Annotated in this window: 22 protein-coding genes, 2 tRNA genes and 1 other annotated feature (1 of these 25 cut by a window edge); of the genes, 9 read left to right on the forward strand and 15 right to left on the reverse strand. The window is 27.3% G+C overall.

The features are described 5' to 3' along the window. Positions 1–2 (reverse strand) — a binding site (T-box leader) (it extends 203 nt beyond the left edge of the window). A gap of 61 nt (positions 3–63) precedes the next feature. Continuing rightward, positions 64–639: a helix-turn-helix domain-containing protein gene (locus J2Z76_RS10430; protein ID WP_209511998.1), complete on the reverse strand. Its 576-nt coding sequence runs from the start codon at positions 637–639 to the stop codon at positions 64–66. A 310-nt stretch (positions 640–949) separates the two neighbouring features. Between J2Z76_RS10430 and J2Z76_RS10435 the strand changes: the two genes are divergently transcribed. Then, positions 950–3,184: a HelD family protein gene (locus tag J2Z76_RS10435; protein ID WP_209511999.1), complete on the forward strand. Its 2,235-nt coding sequence runs from the start codon at positions 950–952 to the stop codon at positions 3,182–3,184. Between the two features lie 96 nt (positions 3,185–3,280). Here the strand turns inward: J2Z76_RS10435 and J2Z76_RS10440 are convergent. The 3 genes from J2Z76_RS10440 to J2Z76_RS10450 all read right to left on the reverse strand — a co-directional run bounded on the left by J2Z76_RS10440 (position 3,281) and on the right by J2Z76_RS10450 (position 4,351). Continuing rightward, positions 3,281–3,354 (reverse strand) — tRNA-Gly (locus J2Z76_RS10440). A gap of 10 nt (positions 3,355–3,364) precedes the next feature. Beyond that, positions 3,365–3,440: transfer RNA gene (locus J2Z76_RS10445), tRNA-Thr, on the reverse strand. Between the two features lie 56 nt (positions 3,441–3,496). Continuing rightward, a complete protein-coding gene (locus J2Z76_RS10450) occupies positions 3,497–4,351 on the reverse strand; it encodes a polysaccharide deacetylase family protein (protein WP_209512000.1) in 855 nt (284 codons plus the stop codon). 295 nt (positions 4,352–4,646) lie between these two features. Here J2Z76_RS10450 and J2Z76_RS10455 point away from each other — a divergent pair, with 295 nt between their 5' ends. From J2Z76_RS10455 to J2Z76_RS10485, 7 genes are all read left to right on the forward strand, one after another. Next, positions 4,647–6,296: an ABC transporter substrate-binding protein gene (locus J2Z76_RS10455; protein ID WP_209512001.1), complete on the forward strand. Its 1,650-nt coding sequence runs from the start codon at positions 4,647–4,649 to the stop codon at positions 6,294–6,296. Further along, positions 6,296–7,252, forward strand: a complete 957-nt coding sequence (locus tag J2Z76_RS10460) for an ABC transporter permease (protein WP_209512002.1) — start codon at positions 6,296–6,298, stop codon at positions 7,250–7,252. The genes J2Z76_RS10455 and J2Z76_RS10460 overlap by 1 nt, the downstream gene beginning before the upstream one ends. 19 nt (positions 7,253–7,271) lie before the next feature. Next, positions 7,272–8,069 carry a hypothetical protein gene (locus tag J2Z76_RS10465; protein WP_209512003.1) on the forward strand — a complete coding sequence of 266 codons (798 nt, stop codon included), beginning with the start codon at positions 7,272–7,274 and terminating at the stop codon, positions 8,067–8,069. 15 nt (positions 8,070–8,084) lie between these two features. After that, positions 8,085–8,711, forward strand: a complete 627-nt coding sequence (locus J2Z76_RS10470; protein ID WP_209512004.1) for an ATP-binding cassette domain-containing protein — start codon at positions 8,085–8,087, stop codon at positions 8,709–8,711. Positions 8,712–8,722: 11 nt separating this feature from the next. Beyond that, positions 8,723–9,484, forward strand: coding sequence for an ABC transporter ATP-binding protein (locus tag J2Z76_RS10475; RefSeq protein WP_209512005.1), 762 nt, complete (start codon positions 8,723–8,725; stop codon positions 9,482–9,484). After that, complete coding sequence (locus J2Z76_RS10480; RefSeq protein ID WP_209512006.1) at positions 9,477–11,042, forward strand: aldehyde ferredoxin oxidoreductase N-terminal domain-containing protein; 1,566 nt, start codon at positions 9,477–9,479, stop codon at positions 11,040–11,042. The genes J2Z76_RS10475 and J2Z76_RS10480 overlap by 8 nt, the downstream gene beginning before the upstream one ends. Before the next feature lie 100 nt (positions 11,043–11,142). Continuing rightward, the gene (locus tag J2Z76_RS10485; RefSeq protein WP_209512007.1) at positions 11,143–11,379 is read left to right on the forward strand and encodes a hypothetical protein; all 237 of its coding nucleotides are present in this window, start codon (positions 11,143–11,145) and stop codon (positions 11,377–11,379) included. Between the two features lie 103 nt (positions 11,380–11,482). On the opposite strand, the gene pyrE is transcribed toward J2Z76_RS10485, so the two are convergent. The 7 genes from pyrE to J2Z76_RS10520 form a co-directional block, all read right to left on the reverse strand. Beyond that, positions 11,483–12,046 (reverse strand): orotate phosphoribosyltransferase, encoded by a 564-nt coding sequence (pyrE, locus tag J2Z76_RS10490; protein ID WP_245210417.1) that lies wholly within the window; start codon positions 12,044–12,046, stop codon positions 11,483–11,485. A 67-nt stretch (positions 12,047–12,113) separates the two neighbouring features. After that, a complete protein-coding gene (locus tag J2Z76_RS10495) occupies positions 12,114–13,016 on the reverse strand; it encodes a dihydroorotate dehydrogenase (RefSeq protein WP_209512009.1) in 903 nt (300 codons plus the stop codon). Between the two features lie 15 nt (positions 13,017–13,031). Further along, entirely contained in the window at positions 13,032–13,754 is a 723-nt protein-coding gene (locus J2Z76_RS10500; RefSeq protein WP_209512010.1) for a dihydroorotate dehydrogenase electron transfer subunit, read from the reverse strand. A 10-nt stretch (positions 13,755–13,764) separates the two neighbouring features. Next, positions 13,765–14,631: an orotidine-5'-phosphate decarboxylase gene (pyrF, locus tag J2Z76_RS10505; protein WP_209512011.1), complete on the reverse strand. Its 867-nt coding sequence runs from the start codon at positions 14,629–14,631 to the stop codon at positions 13,765–13,767. 75 nt (positions 14,632–14,706) lie between these two features. Continuing rightward, positions 14,707–15,126: an aspartate carbamoyltransferase regulatory subunit gene (locus tag J2Z76_RS10510; RefSeq protein ID WP_209512012.1), complete on the reverse strand. Its 420-nt coding sequence runs from the start codon at positions 15,124–15,126 to the stop codon at positions 14,707–14,709. Continuing rightward, positions 15,126–16,052 (reverse strand): aspartate carbamoyltransferase, encoded by a 927-nt coding sequence (gene pyrB / locus J2Z76_RS10515; RefSeq protein ID WP_209512013.1) that lies wholly within the window; start codon positions 16,050–16,052, stop codon positions 15,126–15,128. Before pyrB ends, J2Z76_RS10510 begins: the two co-directional genes overlap by 1 nt. Positions 16,053–16,101: 49 nt before the next feature. Continuing rightward, on the reverse strand, positions 16,102–16,728 hold the full coding sequence (locus J2Z76_RS10520) for a HutD/Ves family protein (RefSeq protein ID WP_209512014.1): 627 nt from the start codon (positions 16,726–16,728) through the stop codon (positions 16,102–16,104). Between the two features lie 259 nt (positions 16,729–16,987). Between J2Z76_RS10520 and J2Z76_RS10525 the strand changes: the two genes are divergently transcribed. Then, complete coding sequence (locus tag J2Z76_RS10525; RefSeq protein WP_209512015.1) at positions 16,988–18,349, forward strand: MATE family efflux transporter; 1,362 nt, start codon at positions 16,988–16,990, stop codon at positions 18,347–18,349. A gap of 73 nt (positions 18,350–18,422) precedes the next feature. Here J2Z76_RS10525 and J2Z76_RS10530 read toward each other — a convergent pair whose 3' ends face one another. From J2Z76_RS10530 to J2Z76_RS10545, 4 genes are all read right to left on the reverse strand, one after another. Beyond that, positions 18,423–18,644, reverse strand: a complete 222-nt coding sequence (locus J2Z76_RS10530) for a DUF951 domain-containing protein (RefSeq protein ID WP_209512016.1) — start codon at positions 18,642–18,644, stop codon at positions 18,423–18,425. 116 nt (positions 18,645–18,760) lie between these two features. Continuing rightward, positions 18,761–19,354, reverse strand: a complete 594-nt coding sequence (gene yedF, locus J2Z76_RS10535) for a sulfurtransferase-like selenium metabolism protein YedF (RefSeq protein ID WP_209512017.1) — start codon at positions 19,352–19,354, stop codon at positions 18,761–18,763. A 12-nt stretch (positions 19,355–19,366) separates the two neighbouring features. Then, entirely contained in the window at positions 19,367–20,062 is a 696-nt protein-coding gene (locus J2Z76_RS10540) for a CvpA family protein (RefSeq protein ID WP_209512018.1), read from the reverse strand. Positions 20,063–20,124: 62 nt separating this feature from the next. Then, positions 20,125–21,195 carry a DUF5711 family protein gene (locus J2Z76_RS10545; RefSeq protein WP_209512019.1) on the reverse strand — a complete coding sequence of 357 codons (1,071 nt, stop codon included), beginning with the start codon at positions 21,193–21,195 and terminating at the stop codon, positions 20,125–20,127. Between the last annotated feature and the right edge of the window lie 136 nt (positions 21,196–21,331).

Raw genomic sequence — 21,331 nt, forward strand, 5'->3', positions numbered from 1 at the left:
TATGTAATTTAAATAAATATATATTAAACACAAGATTTTGTCAAGAAAAAAAGATTAATATTTTTAATGTGCAGTATGTGAAATTATGCAAATTGCTTCCATTTCTTCATCTTCTGGATTATAAACTAAATGACCATTTCTTTCAGGAACACAAATACTATCACCCTTTGAAACTATATAAACCTTATTTCCAATATGACATTCAATTTTACCTTTTAAGATATAAATAAATTCTTTAGAATCATTAATTATAGTATTATTGCTAATCCATGTTTTAGGAGGCAATTTACAAAAGAAAGCTTCCAACCCATGAAATTTTTCACCATTGCGTTCAAATGGAGTTAAAAATTCTAAATCTACATTAATATTACTAAACTTTATTTTTGTTCTTTCATCGTTATGAATTGTTACTACACTTTCAGTATTCTCATCCATAAACAAAAGAGACAGTGGTATTTCTAATGCCTGAGCCATTCTTTTTAAAACAGCTAGTGATGGAGATATTAAATCTCTTTCAATTTGAGATATGTACCCAGATGTTACATTAATTTGTTCAGATAATTCTACAATTGTTAAATTTTTGCTTTTTCTTATATTCCTTATTTTTTCGCCTATCAATATATTTACCCCTCTATTCATATATTATAAAAACTGCTAAAAATCGATATCCTTCCCTAATATTATACACTAAATTCTATAGTTGTCACGTAAAAAATACTAAAAATAGTCAAAATTTACAATTATATAATATTAACTTAATTTATTCTAATTATTTATAATTAATCTACCTTATTTATTTTTCTAATGGTCTTTTAAAAGTTTATCCTATATGATATAATAGAATATTAAATTTCTCTATACTAATTTAAATAATTTTATTAGTATACACTGAAATTTTTCTACATAATATAGTGTTGATACATTAATTAAACTAATAAAGGGGTTTATAATGAGTGAATATAAAAGAAAATATATTGAAGAAACTAATTATCTTAAAGAAATAATTGACTTAATTAGTTATAAATTAGAAATAGAGGCTAATAGCCTTGAAAATAAAAAGAAAGATTTAATTGAAGCACGTAAAGAAATGTGGGAAAATGCAACTCATTCATCAGCTGATTTTGACAAAGTTTCTGATGCAAACCAATATTTAAGCGCTCTTCAAAATCAAACCCTAAGTTATACCGATTCTGCAAAATTAGTTTCAAAATTTGAAAAAATGCTTGATAGTCCATACTTTGCAAGAATTGATTTTACTGAAAATGGTTATGATGATACAGAAAAAATATATATAGGTCTTTTTAATCTTATGGATGAAGAAACGCATGAAATTAAAATTCATGACTGGCGCGCACCTATTTCTAGCATTTTCTACCGTTCAGAAACTGGACCAGTTGAATACATTGCACCTGTAGGCAAAATAAAAGGTAATGTATCACTCAAGAGACAATATAAAATAAAAAAAGGTAAAATGGAATACTTTTTTGATAGCAATATTAATATTCTTGATGAAATGTTAAAAGAAGCTTTATCAAAAAATATGTCATCAAAAATGAAAACTATTGTTGAAACAATTCAGAAACAGCAAGATTTAATTATAAGAGATTTAGTAAATGAATTGCTTATTGTTCAAGGAGTTGCAGGAAGCGGTAAAACATCTGTTGCACTTCATAGAATAGCATTCCTTCTATATCAAGGGCTTAATCTAAATCTAAGTTCAAATAACATTATAATCATTTCACCTAATACGCTTTTTTCTCAATATATTTCTAATGTATTACCAGAATTAGGAGAAGAAAATATTGTAGAATTAACTTTTGAGAATATTTTTACCGAAATTTTCGAAAAAAAACTATCTATAAAAACTAAAAGCGAACAACTAGAAGAAATAATTTGTGCTAAAGATGAAGATGAAAAGGCGTTTTTAAGATCATACGCTGACTTTAAAGGCTCCTCTACTTTTTTAGAAATTATTAATCGTTATATTAATTATTTTGAGCATAAAATGATTAAGTTTGAAGATATCTATTTCAATGGAAAAATAATAGAAAATCGTGATTTACTTAAATCATTACTTTTAAGCAATAAGTTAAATATGCCAACTTCTAAAAAGTTGAAAATCATTGAAAGCAGAATTATTGATAAAGTTCATGAAGTAAAAAAATTAAGACGTGAAAAAATTGAAAAAATAGTAAGTAATTCAAATAATCATGAATTTGAAATACAGTCATTTGCAAGAGTACTTGCTGCTAAAGAAACATCTCTATTTACTCAAAAATTACGTCAATTTACTGAATTTGATTGTTATTATCTTTACAAGACATTATTCCGTGATAAAAATATATTTTTTAAAGTGGCAAAAGGTTTAGATTTGCCAGACAATATAAATGATATAATTGAGTATACAAATAAAAATATACAAGATAAATATAACATTCCATATTCTGACGGTATAGGATTAATGTATCTTAAGTTAAAAGCAGAAGGATGTAATTTATATAGCAATATAAAGCAAGTTATGGTTGATGAAGCACAAGATTACTACCCTATACATTATAATATTCTTAAAACTATATTTAGAGAAGCAAGATTTACTATTGTAGGTGATATAAATCAAACAATTGAAAAGAAGTCAAATCTTTCTATTTATGATGATATAATATCTATATTTAATAAAAGTAAAAGTAATAAACTTTTTTTAACTAAAAGTTACAGAAATTCTTACGAAATAAGTAAATTTAGTCAAAAACTACTAGACGGAAATATTAATACTGAGTTATTTAAAAGAAATGAAAGAGAACCAGAAATAATATACAAATCTAGTCAAAATGAACTTGAAAATAAAATAATTGTAGACATTGAAAAATATAAATCTTTAGGTTTTGACTCTATTGCAATAATATGTAAAAGTAGAAAACAATCATCTGATTTATACTTCAGATTAAAAAGTAAAATTAATATTAAACTTATAGATAGCAATGAACGCACTGCTATAACCGGAATTACAGTTATACCTGTATACATGGCAAAAGGATTAGAGTTTGATTGCGTAATGGTATATGAAACAGATATTATAAATTATAAAACAGATTATGATAAAAAATTGTTGTATATAGCATGTACTCGAGCACTTCATAGGCTCTCATTGTACTACACTGGTGTAATAAGTAATCTCTTAGCATAAAAAAATAGTTTAAAATCAAAAAAATAATACCCACAAATAACTTTAGCTAAGATTTGTGGGTTTATTTTTAATATATATTTTCTATTTACTAATTTATGGAGCGGGTGATGGGAATCGAACCCACACAGCTGGCTTGGGAAGCCAGAACTCTACCACTAAGCAACACCCGCGTTTTCAATGTGGAGCTACCGACCAGAATTGAACTGGTGACCTACGCATTACGAGTGCGTCGCTCTACCTGCTGAGCCACGGCAGCAAAAACGTATATATATAATTTAATACTTTTTGGCTCATTTGTAAATAAAAAGTTTTTTAATTTTCGAATTGTTTAAAAAATTGTTCTTGATTTATATCCTTTGGTCTATTAAACCTTTTTAATTCATATAGGTCTTCTTTATTTCCTGATAACAAATTTACTCCTTTGTTACATGATAATGTTGCTAAAAAACCCATGTCTATCAATATTTGTTTTGACTCTTTTGATATAAAACCATAAGGATACGTAAATGAAGTTGGTTTATAACCTGTCTTTTCTTCTATTAAAATTTGAAATTTACCCACATCTTCATTTAATGCTTTTCTATATTCATCATTTGTTTCACCCTTCTTTTTACAGCTACCCCTTCTACTATTTTCGTCATGCATATTATATGAATGATTTTGAATTTCAATATATGGTGACTTTACAAGTTCTTTGACTTGATCCCAATTAAGGTATGTTCTATTGCAACCAGAAAAATCTGAACAATCATCAACATATTTCCCTACTATTGAAACTACAGCCTTGCAATTATGTTTTTCTAATATGGGAAGTATATAAGTATAATTTGTTAAAAAACCATCATCAAGAGTTAACATTATAGGTTTTTTAGGTAACTCCTTTTTATTGTATACAAAATCTACTAAATCTTGCATTACAATAGTTGTGTAACCTTTTTCTTTCAAATAAATAATGTCACTTTCAAAATCATCTGGAGATATAACATACTTACCCCAGTGTTTTGGATTTTTTAATATATAATGGTACATAATAATAGGTAACCTTATAGCGGGATTTGTTGATGTTGATATTACCTTACTTGCTTTACCATAAAAAAATGTTATTAGTATTATTACAATCAATAAAGCAGAAATTATCTTTTTATTGTTCAATTTTAATACAATCAAAACATCACCTCATAATCATGAATTAATATATGTTTATGCCTTGAAAGCTTGTATAATTACATTTACTAAAACTAATAGTTGTTTCTTTATCAATTCAACAGCTTTATAAATATTTAATATAAATTATATTTGTGTTTACAAAGCTGTTAATATTTAATAATATTGATAAATATAACCTTCCGTTATAATTGGAGACCAATTGTAAACTTTATTTCATTTCATTTATAATATATTACCCTATATAATATATACTGTTATGTCTATAACAATTATTTATAAAATTAACGGAGGATTTATGAAAAAATTTATTTCATTAATAATTATCTTGTTGTTAAGTTTAAGTTTAGCAGCTTGTGACACTGCTGGACAAACTGAAAAAACTGAGCAACCTATGACAAGTGAACAAGGACTTAAAAAAACTGCAAGAGAAGAAAGAGTATTAAGAATGGATGGTGACAATTTAGGTTATCCTTCCGTTTTTACTTCCTCACCAAAAGGAAGAGGTTATTTGTTAGTAAGCTTTACATTTGACACGTTAGTATGGAAAGATGAAACGGGTGTAATTCCACTTATTGCAAAAGATTGGTCAATATCTGATGACAATAAAACATACACATTTAATTTAAATGAGAATATTAAGTTTACTGACGGTACACCACTTACAGCAGAAGATGTTAAATTTTCTTTTGATTATTTAAAAGAACACCCATATCAATGGGTTAGTGTAGCTCCTGTAGAACAAGTTACAGCAGTTGATGAAAAAACTGTTCAGATAGTTTTAAACGAAGTATATGTGCCTTTTGTAACTGATATAGCCGGTAATGTTCCAATAATGCCAAAACATATTTGGGAAAATGTGACTGAACCTGAAAAATTTAATACAAAAGAGGCAATTGTTGGTTCAGGACCGTTAATATTAGAAAGCTATGACAAAGAGTCTGGTGTATATATCTATAATGCTAATAAAGATTATTTTATGGGTGAAGTTCAAATTGACAAACTTATAATGTCTTCTGTAAAAAACACAAAAGAAGCTTTAGTTGCTGATGAAATAGATATGGCTTCAAATGTTAAGTATGGCGAAGCTATGAAACTCAAAGAAGAAAATAGTAAATATAAAGTAATAGAGGGTCCAGGATTATGGGTTGGAAGACTTTATTTTAATTTTGGAATAGAAGAATTAAACATTAAAGAAGTAAGACAAGCAATGTACTATGCTATAAATAGAGATGAATTAGTTCAGAAAGCGCTTAAGGGAGCAGCAGAGGTAGGCAATCCAGGTCATATACATCCTACTTCAGAATGGTATTCATCAGATATCAAGAATTATGATTATGATACAGAAACTGCAATAGAGCTTTTAACAAGCGTTGGTATAACTGATACAAATGAAAATGGTATTGTTGAATACAATGGAAAAGATTTATCATATGAATTTATAGTTCCCGAAGAGCAAGTCCCTCTTGCAGAATTAATAACAAAATATCTTGGCGATATAGGAATAAAACTTGAAGTGAAAGCTATGGATCAAAATACAATCGCATCATTAATAAAAGAAGGTAAATTTACTCTTGCATTTAATGGCCACGGTTCATTTGGCGGGGATCCTGTTTTATTAAAGGGCTTTGTTTCTGAAGAAACGGCTGCTTCAACTCCTCAAGTAACAACTCAAGGTGGACAAAACTGGCATAATGAAGAATTTAACACAATTTTTAATCAACAAATAGTTGAACTTGATAGAGAAAAAAGATATGAGTTAGTTGGAAAATTACAAAATATAATTTCAGATGAATTGCCTACTCTAACACTATACTATAAGAAATCTATAAGTGCTTATAATCCAGAAGTATTTGATGGATGGTTCTTCACAAAGGATGGTGTTTCATTAGCAGTACCTACTATTCACAATAAATTAATCTTTGTTCGAGGACAGTGGAATAAGTAATGAAACTGAGAGTTTTAGTAAAGTATTTCATTTACATATTTTTAATATTATTAATAAGTTTTGTACTCCCGAGGATAATACCCGGGAGTCCTTTATCATATAATCATAATGATACTTACATTTTAAATCAGTCATTGCCTGAAGATACTTTTAATGCTTTTGAAGAATACTATGCTCCTAACGAACCTTTTTTTAATCAATTCTATAAATATTTATATAACTTATCAAGGTTTGATTTTGGATATTCTTTTTACTATAAGTTGCCTGTTTCAAATCTTATATTTGGAAGATTACCTTGGACATTGCTCTTATCTTTTACATCTATAGTAATATCCTCATTTGTTGGTATATCATGGGCAATTAAAACATCGCTACTTAATAAATCAAGCAACTTTAAAATTGGAATGATGATTGCTATTCAATCCATGCCTACATTCTTAGTTGCAATACTAATTCAAGGAGTTATTGCTTATAAACTTAAACTACTTCCAGCATGGGGAGCATATAAACCGGGAACAGTTTTTTTTACACATACGTTTTATTTAGATGTTCTTTTGCATCTCATTTTACCTTTATTAACATTGATACTTTGTGAAATACCTGGAATTTATATATTAACATATAACAGTTCTCAAAAAATTAAAAAAGAAAATTATGTTATTATGGCTCGTTATTTAAATATAGAAGATAAACAAATAAACCAACAATTTATTTTTAAAAATATAATACCTGAAATACTAGGCAAGCTTAACATTCAATTGATTTACGCCATAACAGGGTCACTTTTTGTTGAAGCTATATTTTCATATCCTGGTATAGGACAGCTTTTAAAATCAGCTGCATCAAGTAGAGATTATCCACTTATTCAAGGAATACTGATTTTGACTTGTTTTTATGGTTTAATTGTTAACTTTATCTTTGAAATAGTTTTAAAAAATAATACTGAAAAATATTAATGATTGAGAGTTTATTCACATGATAATAAAAAATTTATCAAGAACTAAAAGAATATGTTCCTTTATAATTTTTATTTATATTGTTATAGCAATAATAAGTAACTTTATAATGCCATTTTCGATTGATGACTTTAGTAGTGAAATACTACAAACTCCATCTTTTAAACATATTCTAGGAACAGATGAAATGGGACATGATTTATTTTCATTGCTCTTAAATGGCTTTAAAATTTCAATATTAATTTCCATAATTTCAGGTATATTAAGTACTACAATAGGTGTTATATTGTCGTTTGTATCATGTTATTATAAGGGTATAATTGATAATACCATTTGTCACATAGCAAATTTACTCATAATAATACCTGAAATTATTATAATTATGTTTTTTGCTATATTTGCAAGTCCTACTATGATAAATACAATTTTAGCTATAGTATTTTTTTCTTGGACTAAGGTGTTCAAAATGGCTCGCTCTAAATTAATGGGTTATATGGATAAAAATAAGGTTAAATACACTTTTCTTATTAAAGGAAATATTTTTGATATATTTAAAAAACTATATTACGACTTATATCCTGTTGTAATAACGAGCTTTATATTACAATGCAATAAAGCAGTAATGTATGAAACTACATTATCATTTTTTGGAATAGGCGACCCACTATCTAAAACATGGGGTAAGTTAATTAAATCTGCAATGAATTATGAGAATTTATTTTACGACAATGTAATTTTTTGGTATCTGTTTCCACCAGTGATTTGTGTATTCATTTATATATTGTCACTTTCTTTACTTATATTTGATGAAAAATAATAAATGAGGTTAAGTATGTTAGAAATTAAAGACTATATAATTACTTTTGATAATAATAAAATAATTAAATATGATGATATAAAAATATATGAACATGAGTTTATAGGATTTAGTGGAAACAGTGGATGCGGTAAATCATCACTACTAGATTCTCTATTTGGCATTAATTTCAAGGGTCAGGTATCTTACTCCAAGGCTAATCTGTTAAATAAGGACTTATTAAGCCTTGGTAAAGAAAAATATAAATATATAAGTTACAGTCCTCAATTTTCTCAAGATGCTTTAAACCCTAAAATAAATGTAAATGAGCATATTCAGCTTACACTCAAAGGAAATGGATTAAATTATGATGAAAAAAAGGTTTTTAATATTTTTAACGATTTATTATTAGATATAGAACTTTTAAATTATTATCCATACATGCTAAGCGGTGGTCAAAAGCAAAGAATTGCTATAATGTTAAGTGTAATAAAAAATCCAAGACTTCTAATATTTGATGAACCTTCTTCAGCTATTGATTTAATTACATTAAAAACTATTGTAAACTTTATGATTAAAATTAAAGATCATACAACAATAATTATGGTTTCCCACAACTATGATTTCCTTGTTAAGCTCTGCGATAGAGTTATTAAAATTTAGAAAGGAATAAAATGCTACAAATTATTGATATAAATAAAAGTTACGGCAGTAAAAAGGTACTTAATAATATTAATATTGATTTTAAACCAGGTGAAAGTACTGCAATTGTTGGTGAAAGCGGAAGTGGTAAAACTACTCTTGCAAAAATAATAATTGGTTTAGAAAAACAAAATAGTGGGGAAATTTTATTAAACAATAAAATACTTCAATCAATTAATAAAAGGTACTTTGAAACATGCGCTAAAATTCAATATATCTTTCAGGACCCATACAGTGCTCTTGAAAAAAATTTTACTGTTTTACAAACATTAAATGAAACTGTAACCATATGTAAAAGAAATAATTATGATTATATGTCAATAGAAGATTGCATTATAAACGTTGATAAAAATCTGTTAAACTATTTAGACCAAAAAGTTGATATATTAAGTGGCGGTCAAAAACAAAAACTTTGCATAGCACGTTCTTTAATAACAAAGCCTAAAATTATAATTGCAGATGAATGTACTTCTATGTTAGACAAAAAAAATAGTGAAGAAATATTTAATTTGCTTAATAAAATAAAACAAGAAAAAAATATAATTTTAATATCAATACTCCATGAAGTTGATTTTTATAGTGAATACTGGGATAAAATAGCTATATTTAAAGATGGTAATCTTTTAGAATACAGTGAATTCAAGAATTTTTATAATAATGCTAAAAACATATATAGCAAAGAATTAATTGAAGCTTTTAAATTTTTCAAATACAAAGGGGACCAATATGAGTAAAATATGTTATATTAATTTAACTACTAATGAAATATCATACGAAAACTATAATATTGAAAATTTGATATACCATGGAAGGAGTCTTACTTCCTATTTAGTAAATAAATGTACATCTCCATCAACTGATAGATTTGATGGTGAAAATGTTATAGTTTTGACACCCGGACTTTTTACTGGCACTACAGCTCCAAGTACAGGAAGAATCTCTATAGCAACCAAAAAGGGCAAAGGACTTGGAATGCAAATAATTAATATGACCGGTGCATTACCTCAAAAAATTGCTTCTTTAGGTTTTGAATCTTTGGTAATATCAGGTAAATCTATAAATAACAACACAATAATTTATATTGATAAAAATAAAATCGAGATAAAAAGTTTAGATAATTGCAATAAGAAATTTGTTTCAGAAATTATATCTGAAATTAAAACAACATATGGAAATGATTGTGCTATTATTGGAACGGGACCTGCGTCAAATAATATGATGCCTTTATCCACAATGTTCTCTACATATCCAGAAGGTTATCCACAATACTATTGTACAAGAAATGGTTTTGGTGATATATTTGGCAGTAAAAATCTAAAAGCTATTATAGTCAATCATGATAAATATTTTCAAAATATATGCTTCGATGAAAAAAATTTCTCTATAGAAAGTAAAAAACTCGCTAAATTAATAATTAATAACCCTATATGTGGCCAAGCACTACCTGGTCATGGGTCTATTACATTAATTAAATTATTAAAAAACAAAGATAATATTCCTTCTTCTAAAGCTTATGTACCTAAAGTAAAGTTACCTTTAGAAGAATTTCGTCCTGCTAAAAAAATTAATAAAACTTGTGCACCGTTGTGTGTAATTGGATGTTTGAACAGACATTGTAAAAATGATGAAGAAGCTTTTTCTGCTCCAGCTGAAAGCGAAGTAAATGCCGCACTAAGTCACTGTTACAATATTGAAGATATATTATTTTCTAAAAAAATTAACACTAGAGCATTTGAATTAGGAATTGATTCAACAGAATTTGTATTTAGTAGCCATCTATATTATAAAGCAATAAATAAAGTACCTTCTAAAGATGATATTTATGTTTTATTAACAGAAATTGAAAACAATACAATTTTAGGAAAAATTATAGGTTCTAAGACACAAGGAATTTATAATTTCTTTAGAGAAAATCAAGAACTTGAAAAATTAGTCACTAAACCTGTAATTAATGAAGAGAAAAATTTTAATATAGCTCTTGATAAATTATTTAAAGACTTTGAAAATGTTGATGATTTAGAATTAATGTATAGACAAATATTTTTACTTTCAAACCTTGGATTTTGCATTTTTACTGCATTTGCACTTATTAATAACAAAGAAGCACTAAACATAATTTCTAATATGTATTATTATAAAACGGGTCAGAAAATAACTGCTGTTGAAATGATAAACTTTGCTGATAAGTGTATAGAAAGTGAAATAAGAAATGAAAAAGATAATGCAGTTGGAGTTATACAAAAAAACATACCTGAGTTCACAAAAGTTTTATACAGATATTTCAGCTTATAATTTCACGGTAAATTCCGACAAAATATATTAAATCCCGTAACATGATATAATATATTACATATATTATAATATATTAAAATATATAAAGGAGTATATATATATGGAAACAAATAATGGAAATATATCAGATTACAATAAGGATATGTATAATAACTACAAAGATGAAGAAGAATTATATAGCATAAATAGATACAATAATAGAAGATATGATAGAAGATACGATAGAAGATACGATAGATTGGATGACAACAGATATTATAATTATCCAGACTGTGATAGAACTGGTAGATGTAGAAATCCTATGTGGTGGATGTTCTGGCCATTTTTCTTCTTCTAAAATTAAATCACTAAATTTTAGCAAAGTATAATACTAAATGAAGCAGCCAAATGTAAATTATATTATTTACATTTGGCTGTATATAAAGAATTAGTAATAAGTATTAAAATTTCCTGCTACCTGGTTTAACCGGAGATGAACCACCCCTACATAATGGACAATTACTTTCGTCATATGTTTCGAATAATAGTTCTACTGCAGAAAAAAGCGGTAATTCGATTTTACTCACTTTCCTATCAACTATACAGCCTATTCCAATTACTTTTCCACCAAATTCCTCTAATACTTTTGCAGTTTCCATAGATGATTTTCCCGTAGTTACAACGTCTTCCATTATTAATATCTTTTCACCTGGTTTTATTTCAAATCCACGCCTCAATGTCATAACATTGTTTTCTCTTTCTGTAAAAATTGCTCTAATGCCCAATTGTCTCCCAAGTTCATACGCAGCTATTATACCACCCATAGCTGGTCCAACTATTACATCTATACCCAAATCTTTTACTTTATCTTTTACAAGTGATATTACTTTTTCTGTTTTATCAGGATATTGCATTAATTTTGCACATTGACAATACTTATTACTGTGCTTACCCGATGATAATAAAAAGTGCCCTTCTAATAGTGCATCACACTCTTTTAAAATTTCAACAACATTTATATTCATATTATCCTCCATGTTTTATATTGGTCTTTAATAAACGATATGCATTTAATAATTGCATCACAGCTAACTAAATTATATTTCTAATTTCGTCTAATGATTTTATACCTTCTTTATCCATAAATTCAGATATTCCATTTATTATATCTACTGCGATATCTGGTTTAATAAAATTCGCTGTACCTATTTGAATAAGAGTTGCTCCAGCCATAATGAACTCAATAGCATCATGAGCTGTCATAATGCCTCCTAATCCACAGACAGGTATTTTAACAGCCTTTGATACCTCATGAACCATTCTAAGTGCTATAGGCTTAATACATGGACCTGATAAACCTGCATATACATTTTCAAAAACCACTTTTCTTTTTTTTATATCTATAGCCATAGATTTTATTGTATTAATTAAGGAAATTGAATCTGCTCCAGCTTCCTCACATGCTAAAGCCATTTCAACTATATTCTCTGCATTTGGTGACAATTTAACCATTAGTGGTTTATTACATTTTTTTCTAACCTTTGATACTATGTCATTTGCTACTTCAGACTTTATACCAAATGCCATACCTCCACTTTTTACATTTGGACATGATATATTTAATTCTATTATATCAACTTCTGTTCCACTTAACTTTTCTACTCCCTCTAAATATTCCTCGGTTGTGTTTCCACCTAAATTAGCTATTATTTTTGTATCATATTTTTTCATTTTAGGAAGCTCTTCTTGTATGAATTTTTCTACACCTGGATTTTGTAGACCTATACTGTTAATTATACCCATAGGTGTTTCCCATATTCTTTCACCTTTGTTACCTAACTTTGGATTAATTGTAAGTCCTTTACTGCATATCCCACCAATCACAGATATATCATATATTTTTGAAAATTCTTCTCCAAATCCAAAAGTTCCTGAAGCAGTTAATACTGGATTTTTAAATTCCATACCCATAGTTTTTACTTTTAAATTCGCCATAGTTTTCTCCTGTTACTATTTAAGTTCTTCGCTTGAAAATACTGGACCATCTTTACATGCCCTCATATTCCCATTTACAGTTTCAACAGTGCATCCTAGACATGCACCTAATCCACAAGCCATTCTTCTCTCAAGAGAAACATAGCATTTAATTTTTTTCTCTTTACATTTGTCAATTATTTTATTCATCATTATTTCTGGTCCACAAGTTACTACAACATCATATTTTTCAAAATCAACATAATCTGTTACATAACCTCTTTTACCTACACTGCCATCTTCTGTTACAATTATAGTATTATTAGAATATTTCTCAAATTCTTCTGCAATATATACACTATCTTTATACCCTAAGAATACATCTGAATTTTTACCTATTTTTTTTGTTAAATATAATAATGGGGCTATGCCAATTCCTCCACCTATTACAGCAATTTTACCTTTAAGACTAGTAATATCAAATCCATTTCCTAGTGGTCCAAAAACTTGTATTTCATCACCTTTTTTCATTCTACTCACAACCGTTGTACCAATTCCCTCTACTCTATATAATAATGTAATCAAATTATCATTAACATCATTTATGCTAATGGGACGTGGTAGTAAAAATGAATTGTCTAATGTTTTCAACATAAAGAATTGACCAGGTTTTATTTCATCAACAAATTCTACAGTTAATCTATATATTTTATTTGATATTAGTTTATTTTCCAGTATTTTACTTTTTTGAACTTTCACGATATACCTCCTAGTCTATATATGACCTTATATCATCCCTCATTCTAATAGCTTCATTTCTAGCACATTTTGCAAAATTATTTTCACCATTTTCTTCCTTTTTATAAGCTAGTAATATTCCTCTTGAAGAATTTACAACAGCTCCATTTCCTTTTACAAGATAAGTAACTATATCCTCTGCCTTTCCACCTTGCGCTCCATATCCAGGTATTAAAAGAAACATAGATTTTATTTTTTTGCGAAGAGAAACACCTTCCTCATTATTAGTACAACCAACTACAGCTCCAATGGAACTGAATCCACAATTACCCATATTTTTCATTGCTAGTTCTTCTAATTTTTCACCAACAATTTCATATAATGGATTACAATTTTCATTTTTTATATATTGGAAATCTTTGGCGCCTTTATTTGATGTCCTCACAAGTACAAAAAGTCCCTTATTATTATTTTGTACATAACTAATGAATGGTTCAATACTATCATTTACACCCATATATGGATTAATTGTAATATAATCTGCTTCAAAATCACCTGTAAAATGACCCATAGCGTACATTTCTGCTGTTTTTGCTATGTCACCTCTTTTTATATCTGCAATTGATATACAACCTTTTTGTTTTATATATTTTAGTGTGTCACTATACGCTTTTAGTCCTTCGATTCCAAATGCTTCATAGTAAGCTATTTGAACTTTATAACATGTTACTACATCATAAGTTTCATCTATTATTTCCTTATTGAAGTTATAAATTGCTTCACCTTTAGAAGAGAAATTTTTAGCAAAGATATTAGGTATATAGCTATAATCTGTATCAAGTCCAACGCATACATGCCCTTTTTGCTCAACTTCTTTATATAGTTTATCTACTATCATTTTACCTCCACATTTATTCATTATATATAAGAATAGAGCTGATGAATAAATCATCAGCTTTATTTATGTCTAATTTTATTCGTAAGCTGTATCACAGTATACGCATCTATATGTTTTCTTTTCCTTATCGGTTAATTTAAACTTGTGTTGAATTTCTTGCTCTATGGAAGTTATACATCTAGGATTTTTGCACTTTACTACATTAATTACTTCGTATGGAAGTTCAAGTTTAATTTTATCTATTATTGTATCGTTGTCTATTACATTGATTGTAATATTTGGATCTATAAAACCAAGAACTGTCAAATCCATATTTATATTATTTTCTACTTTTATTATATCCTTTTTCCCAAGTTTCTTACTTTTGACATTTTTTATTATTGCAACACTGCAATCTAATTTGTCTAGGTTAAGATACTTATATATCTCCATGGCTTTTCCTGCTTGTATATGATCTATAACTAATCCTTTTTCTACACTATCTATTTTTAACATTATTTTTCTACCCCCAGTAACTTCATAATTAATGACATCCTTACATACATTCCAAATTTAGCCTGTTTGAAATAAGCTGCTCTTGGATCTGAATCAACCTCTACTGAAATTTCATTTACTCTTGGTAGAGGGTGCATTATTATCATGTCTTTTTTTGCTACTTCAAGTTTTTCCATGTTTAATATATAGCTGTCTTTTAACCTAATATAATCTGCCTCATTGAAAAATCTTTCTTTTTGTACCCTTGTCATATACAACACATCTAATTCTTCCATTACACTTTCAAGTCTTTCAACTTCTTTAAACTCTATTCCATTTTTTATTAATATTTCTTCTCTTATATATTCGGGCACTCTTAGCTCTTCTGGTGATATGAGAACAAATTTTATATTATTATATCGTGATAATGCTTTTATAAGGGAATGAACTGTTCGTCCAAATTTTAAATCTCCACACAACCCAATAGTGAAATTATCTAACTTTCCTTTTAATGACTTAATTGTTAACAAATCTGTAAGAGTTTGTGTTGGATGTTGATGCCCTCCATCTCCACCATTTATTACAGGCATATCTGTGCTCATTGAAGCAACTTTAGGAGCACCTTCTTTTGGATGTCTCATAGCTGCAATATCAGCATAACATGCAATTGTTCTAATTGTGTCTGCAACACTCTCACCTTTAGCAGCTGAACTTGAATCTGCAGAAGAAAATCCCATAATACTTCCACCAAGTCTTAACATTGCAGCTTCAAAACTTAACCTTGTTCTTGTACTTGGCTCATAAAACAATGTAGCTAATATTTTTCCTTTACATACATCTGAATATTCTGATGGGTTATCTACAATCTCACTTGCTAAATCTAAAATCTCATCAAGTTCCTCTAACGATAAATCCATTGGTTCAATTAAACTTCTTCCTTTTAACATTCTTCCTCCTTTTTAGCCTCTCTGGACTATTTTAAAGATATATAATCTATTATTTATTATTAAATAATATACTAGACTTTATTATTACTGCATCTTGCTCACAACCATTGTAGCATTCAAACAAAGTTGAATTGTTTTTTTTATTTACTACTAATATATCCTTATTTTCTAGAATTATAGTACTACTTTCATTTATTGATAATTTTAGCTTTTCACTAATATTATAGTACACCTCAATGCATTGGTCGAATTTTTCTATTTCTTCATCTTCAAATACTGTTGTTAATGTTGATTTTGGTTCTAATTGTACAACTTCAACTTTACCAGAACACAAACCTTTCCTCATCATCAAATTATAATCTATAACTTTACCAATACTGTCAGTATTAATACCTCCATCAAATTCATATTGTTCAAGTTTGTTTAAAGTTTTTGAATTTATCCCATCATGACTTATAAATAACTTTCCTTTTAAGATCATAATGATTCTTTCGTAATCTGAAAGAACTGTAAATTTTGATGTCTCTAAATCTACTGTTGCGGAACTAATTCTCCACGTGAAATCCCTGTCCTGATAAGATGAATCTTCTGGATATATACATAGCTCTGTAGTTGTTCCTCCTGACCAATTACTGGTCTTATGCTGAGTATTTTTTATTATTCTATAATCTAACATCATATAACCACCTATTATTAATTTATTATATAAAAAATGTCTTCCAAGCAGATATGGCTATGGAAGACGTAATAATCCTATACGTTTAGATTTTCCTTCCCAGCCTCTCTGTGCTAGATTAAAGGTATTTAATTTCTTTTATCATAATGCATTTAAAACTGTAAGTCAATACATTTTTGTATTATTTTCATTGTATTAATATTTTCTTTATTATATAATGGATTTTATATTGGTCATATTTTATAAGGATAGGTGCATTATGAATAATTTAACTAAGGATAAGGTGTTTTATAAAACTCTGTTTTTTATTGCATTACCTGTTATTATCCAACACATTATTAGTATCGGACTCAATATGATAGATACTGTAATGGTAAGTAAACTAGGAGAGGATGCTATTACCGCAGTAGGTTTAGGAAATAGGTTTTATTTTATTTTTTCTACTATTTGTTTTGGAATTTTTAGTGGTGCATCTATTTTCATTGCTCAATATTGGGGAGTTGGAGATACAAAAAGTATCAAGAAAATTTTTGGAATTGATCTTATAATCGGCACATCTTTGTCTATTATTTTCTCAATTATCGTATTTTTATTTCCAAAACAAATACTGAGAATTTTTATTTCTGATTCATATGTAATTGATTTGGGTGCTCAGTATATGAAGATTATAGCCTTTTCATATACATTTACATCTATATCTTTTGCTTTTAGTTTTAATTCAAGAGCTATTCACAGATTGAAGGTACCAACAATAATAAATGCAGTTGCACTTTCTATCAACACTTTTATTAATTGGGTATTAATAACTGGAAATCTAGGATTTCCTTCGTATGGTGTTAGAGGAGCTGCGATAGCTACACTAATTTCAAGAACTTTTGAATTTTTAGCTTTACTGTACTTTATTTATAAAGATAAAGAACACCCATTGGCTGGTACTCTTAAAGAATTTACATCTTGGAATAAAAATATGCTTAAAAGTGTACTTAAAACCTCCCTACCTGTTATTATGTCAGAAGCAGCTTGGTCAATTGGAACATCAGTTTACTTTGTTGCCTATGGATTAATAGGTTCATATGCAATTGCAGTTGTTCAAGTTTCTACTAATATATCTGACTTCTTTCAAGCTGTATTTATGGGGGTTGGAAGCGCTTCTGCTGTCATGATAGGTAATGAAATTGGTAAAAATAATTTAGATGTTACATTCGACTATAGTAAAAAATTTATAAAAATTACATTAGCATTAAGTATAGCATTTTCTATATTATTATTTCTACTTAGAGGAAAAATAATTGATTTCTTTGATTTGTCTACAACTACAAATTATTATCTTGATAAAGCTTTAATTGTATTTTGTTTATATTTTACCCCAAAAATGTTCACATATATGTTTATTTGTGGAATTTTGAGGGCAGGTGGTGACACTAAATTCTGTATGTTTCTTGATATAGTTACAATATGGTTTATTGGAGTCCCCCTTTCATTTTTCGCTGTTTTAGTTTTACATTTACCTGTACATCTAGTAATGGCTGTTGTTTTTGGTGAAGAAATATTGAAGCTTATTATCGTATTAAGAAGGTATGTAAGTAAAAAATGGATCAATAATCTTATAGTAGATTATTGATTTGTGATTAATTCAATATGTTTTTAATATGTAATACAAAATAAAAAAGCACAATGTGCTTTTTTATTTTATATTAGTCTTCTTCTTTAACATTGATTTTATCATCTGCAACTGTACTTATTACTTTTGTAATCCTTCTTTCAACTTCCTTTCGAGGCAGCCAGATTTGTCTCTGGCACGTAATGCATTTAATTCTAAAATCTGCACCAACCCTTAGTATTTCCCAATCATAACCTCCACATGGATGTTTTTTCTTAAGCTTTACAACATCTCCTACATTTAAATTCATAGGCATACTTATTATCTCCTTTAATTATATCATAAAGCAAGCCAGATAACGGCTTGCATCACAACGATTCAATAAATACATCAAAACAAAGACGTATGTCTTTGTTTCACTAGCTGTATTTATTATATCATAACTGCATTATCAGAATTTGTAATTATTTCTACTATATCATACATATTACTAACTTGCCCTACTGCTAATTTTGTTTTAATTTCAAAGAAATCTAAACATGTTCCACATGAAACAATTTTTACTCCCTCACCTTCAAGTTTCTTTAAATCATCAAGGGATTCCGAACCCTCAGTTGTTAACTTTACTCCACTATTTAAAAATACTATGAAGTTAGGATATGGCTTTGTTTCAGTAATAGTATAAATAAAACCTTTCATTAACATTTTACCAAGTTTATCAGACCCTGAACCTAATACATCTGTACCAAAAACAAACCCTTTATTTAATTTACTTAATTCAATATCCGGTGATACATAATCAACTTCTTCAATTGTTTCGCCCTTATTGAGCGTTATGTATATACCATCTTCTTTTGATAACTCACTAAAACTATAATTTAATTTTGTTCCAAGTTTTATAATATTTTGCTTAGCTGTTTCATTATCAACTATTGTTGTTATTGAATTTTCTCCTAGGTCTATTTCCTTTTTTGTCATTATTACTGGTTGAGGACACGTTTTTCCTCTTGCATCTACTATTTTCATAACTACCTCCATTTAATTTTCATAAAATCCTTTATAGGATAAATAATTTAATATTATATTATTATCATAAAATATTTTACTTGATTCAGATTTCATAATTCCTTCAATTATCATATTGTTTTCCACAAAACCAATAACTGGAGAACAAAGTGCAAATGCTATATATAATATTACTATTGCTTTTGCTGCACCAGTTATTGCTCCAAACATCTTATTAGTTAGGTTAAGAACGGGAAGTTTAAATAACATGTTAATAATATTTGAAGCTATAACCAATAAAATGTAAATAGCTAAAAAAGTAATTAAAAAACTAATTGACCTAACAACTATAACACTTATATTATTTACGAAAACATTAAAATTATCTATATTCGTTGAGTTACCATTATTAAACATATTCCCTATAACGTGTTGCAGCTCTATAGGAAGATTTAATTTTTCTCTAAATGCACTTGCAATATCCTGAGAACCATTATGTAATATCTCAGTAAACCCTAGCGCTTTAATTTCAAAAAAATTATGAACTTTAGCAAATAATTTAGTGTTTTGCAACAAAAACTCTTCAACTATATAATAAAAATGCTTGCTTAAAAAAAAGGCAACTATAATACCAATGGTATCAAATAATGTTTTTATAAACCCTCTCCGATAACCATCTAAACAGGTTATTCCTATAAATATAATTATAACAATATCAATAAAATTCATATTCCCTCCTAATCACTTCTTTAGTTATTTATAAATCATACTTTACATCTGTTAATAATATATTACTTTAATTTTCCTATAATAAGATTATCTTCGAGTAAAATATACATTTCATTATTTTTAACATTAAAATCAATTATTTGTGAGTTGCCTTCATCGAATAGCTTGTTTACAATTCCATCATGTGCTATACTAATTGAATTGTTGTTATAAATAAATAACTTGTTATTTATTATCTTGATTTTTTTTGTGTTTTTAGGTAATTTATATATTTCTTTTACTTTACCTTTAAAATTATATGCTAGGATTTCAGTTTTTTCATCTTCATCATATAATATATATATTCTTTCTTGTTTTTCATTAATTTCATAGTCATTAACTTTGTTATAATTGCTGTTTTTCCACATTAAACTTCCATTTATATTAAAGCAATAAATATTTTCAGTTCCTAATACTATAATATTGTTGTTTGAAATTTCTACTTTTATAACTATTTCGTCTTCAATAGTCTCATTCCATAGCTCCACATCTTCAATTAAATTATATGATATAGTATTTTTTATAATTCCACCTGTATATTTTATAGTACTTACACAATAAGATTCAGCTTTACCATTTATAGTAACCCCAGTAATACTTTCATCATATTGCTTATTTTCAACTATAACTTCATTATTGTCATTTAATATATACAATAAATTTTTACCACTATTTTGTTTTGAAATAATAAATATTTTATTATTTTCACGTGAAACATTTATTATTTTCCCCTGAATTTCAGCAACTACATAGTTCTGATTATTTTTATTAATTATCTCCATGCTATTTTCAAAACATTTATATATATAATTTTCATCTATAAATACACTATCAATAAAAACTCTATTACGATTTTCCCACATAATATTATTATTATAATCTAAATATGTAATTTTCTGATTATTATAAGTTAAAATCCCGTTACAAAATAACTTACTACTATCGAGAGATTTGTAACTTATCATTCTTTCACTTACAAATTCATATGTTTTATTATCATCAAAAGTTGCAATTATTTTCTTTCCTCCAGTAAACCAAAATGTTACTATAAAAACAAATAACATTGTAACTAAAAAGAGTATAAATTTTTTCATATTTCTCCTTTAACAAAATTTGTATAATATACAGTATATCAAACTTATAAATATTTTTCATTAGAAAAATATTAAGAAATGTAATTTACACAAATTACATTTCTTATTTAAGTCACTAATTATAAAAAATTTTATA

This window comes from Sedimentibacter acidaminivorans (assembly GCF_017873955.1).
Lineage (GTDB): Bacteria > Bacillota > Clostridia > Tissierellales > Sedimentibacteraceae > Sedimentibacter > Sedimentibacter acidaminivorans.

Coding starts and splice junctions, on each gene's coding strand:
- J2Z76_RS10430 (WP_209511998.1), bottom strand. CDS start 639: ATGAATAGAGGGGTAAATATATTGATAGGCGAAAAAATAAGGAATATA.
- J2Z76_RS10435 (WP_209511999.1), top strand. CDS start 950: ATGAGTGAATATAAAAGAAAATATATTGAAGAAACTAATTATCTTAAA.
- J2Z76_RS10455 (WP_209512001.1), top strand. CDS start 4,647: ATGAAAAAATTTATTTCATTAATAATTATCTTGTTGTTAAGTTTAAGT.
- J2Z76_RS10460 (WP_209512002.1), top strand. CDS start 6,296: ATGAAACTGAGAGTTTTAGTAAAGTATTTCATTTACATATTTTTAATA.
- J2Z76_RS10465 (WP_209512003.1), top strand. CDS start 7,272: ATGATAATAAAAAATTTATCAAGAACTAAAAGAATATGTTCCTTTATA.
- J2Z76_RS10470 (WP_209512004.1), top strand. CDS start 8,085: ATGTTAGAAATTAAAGACTATATAATTACTTTTGATAATAATAAAATA.
- J2Z76_RS10475 (WP_209512005.1), top strand. CDS start 8,723: ATGCTACAAATTATTGATATAAATAAAAGTTACGGCAGTAAAAAGGTA.
- J2Z76_RS10480 (WP_209512006.1), top strand. CDS start 9,477: ATGAGTAAAATATGTTATATTAATTTAACTACTAATGAAATATCATAC.
- J2Z76_RS10485 (WP_209512007.1), top strand. CDS start 11,143: ATGGAAACAAATAATGGAAATATATCAGATTACAATAAGGATATGTAT.
- pyrE (WP_245210417.1), bottom strand. CDS start 12,046: ATGAATATAAATGTTGTTGAAATTTTAAAAGAGTGTGATGCACTATTA.
- J2Z76_RS10495 (WP_209512009.1), bottom strand. CDS start 13,016: ATGGCGAATTTAAAAGTAAAAACTATGGGTATGGAATTTAAAAATCCA.
- pyrF (WP_209512011.1), bottom strand. CDS start 14,631: ATGATAGTAGATAAACTATATAAAGAAGTTGAGCAAAAAGGGCATGTA.
- J2Z76_RS10510 (WP_209512012.1), bottom strand. CDS start 15,126: ATGTTAAAAATAGATAGTGTAGAAAAAGGATTAGTTATAGATCATATA.
- pyrB (WP_209512013.1), bottom strand. CDS start 16,052: ATGTTAAAAGGAAGAAGTTTAATTGAACCAATGGATTTATCGTTAGAG.
- J2Z76_RS10520 (WP_209512014.1), bottom strand. CDS start 16,728: ATGTTAGATTATAGAATAATAAAAAATACTCAGCATAAGACCAGTAAT.
- J2Z76_RS10525 (WP_209512015.1), top strand. CDS start 16,988: ATGAATAATTTAACTAAGGATAAGGTGTTTTATAAAACTCTGTTTTTT.
- J2Z76_RS10530 (WP_209512016.1), bottom strand. CDS start 18,644: ATGCCTATGAATTTAAATGTAGGAGATGTTGTAAAGCTTAAGAAAAAA.
- yedF (WP_209512017.1), bottom strand. CDS start 19,354: ATGAAAATAGTAGATGCAAGAGGAAAAACGTGTCCTCAACCAGTAATA.
- J2Z76_RS10540 (WP_209512018.1), bottom strand. CDS start 20,062: ATGAATTTTATTGATATTGTTATAATTATATTTATAGGAATAACCTGT.
- J2Z76_RS10545 (WP_209512019.1), bottom strand. CDS start 21,195: ATGAAAAAATTTATACTCTTTTTAGTTACAATGTTATTTGTTTTTATA.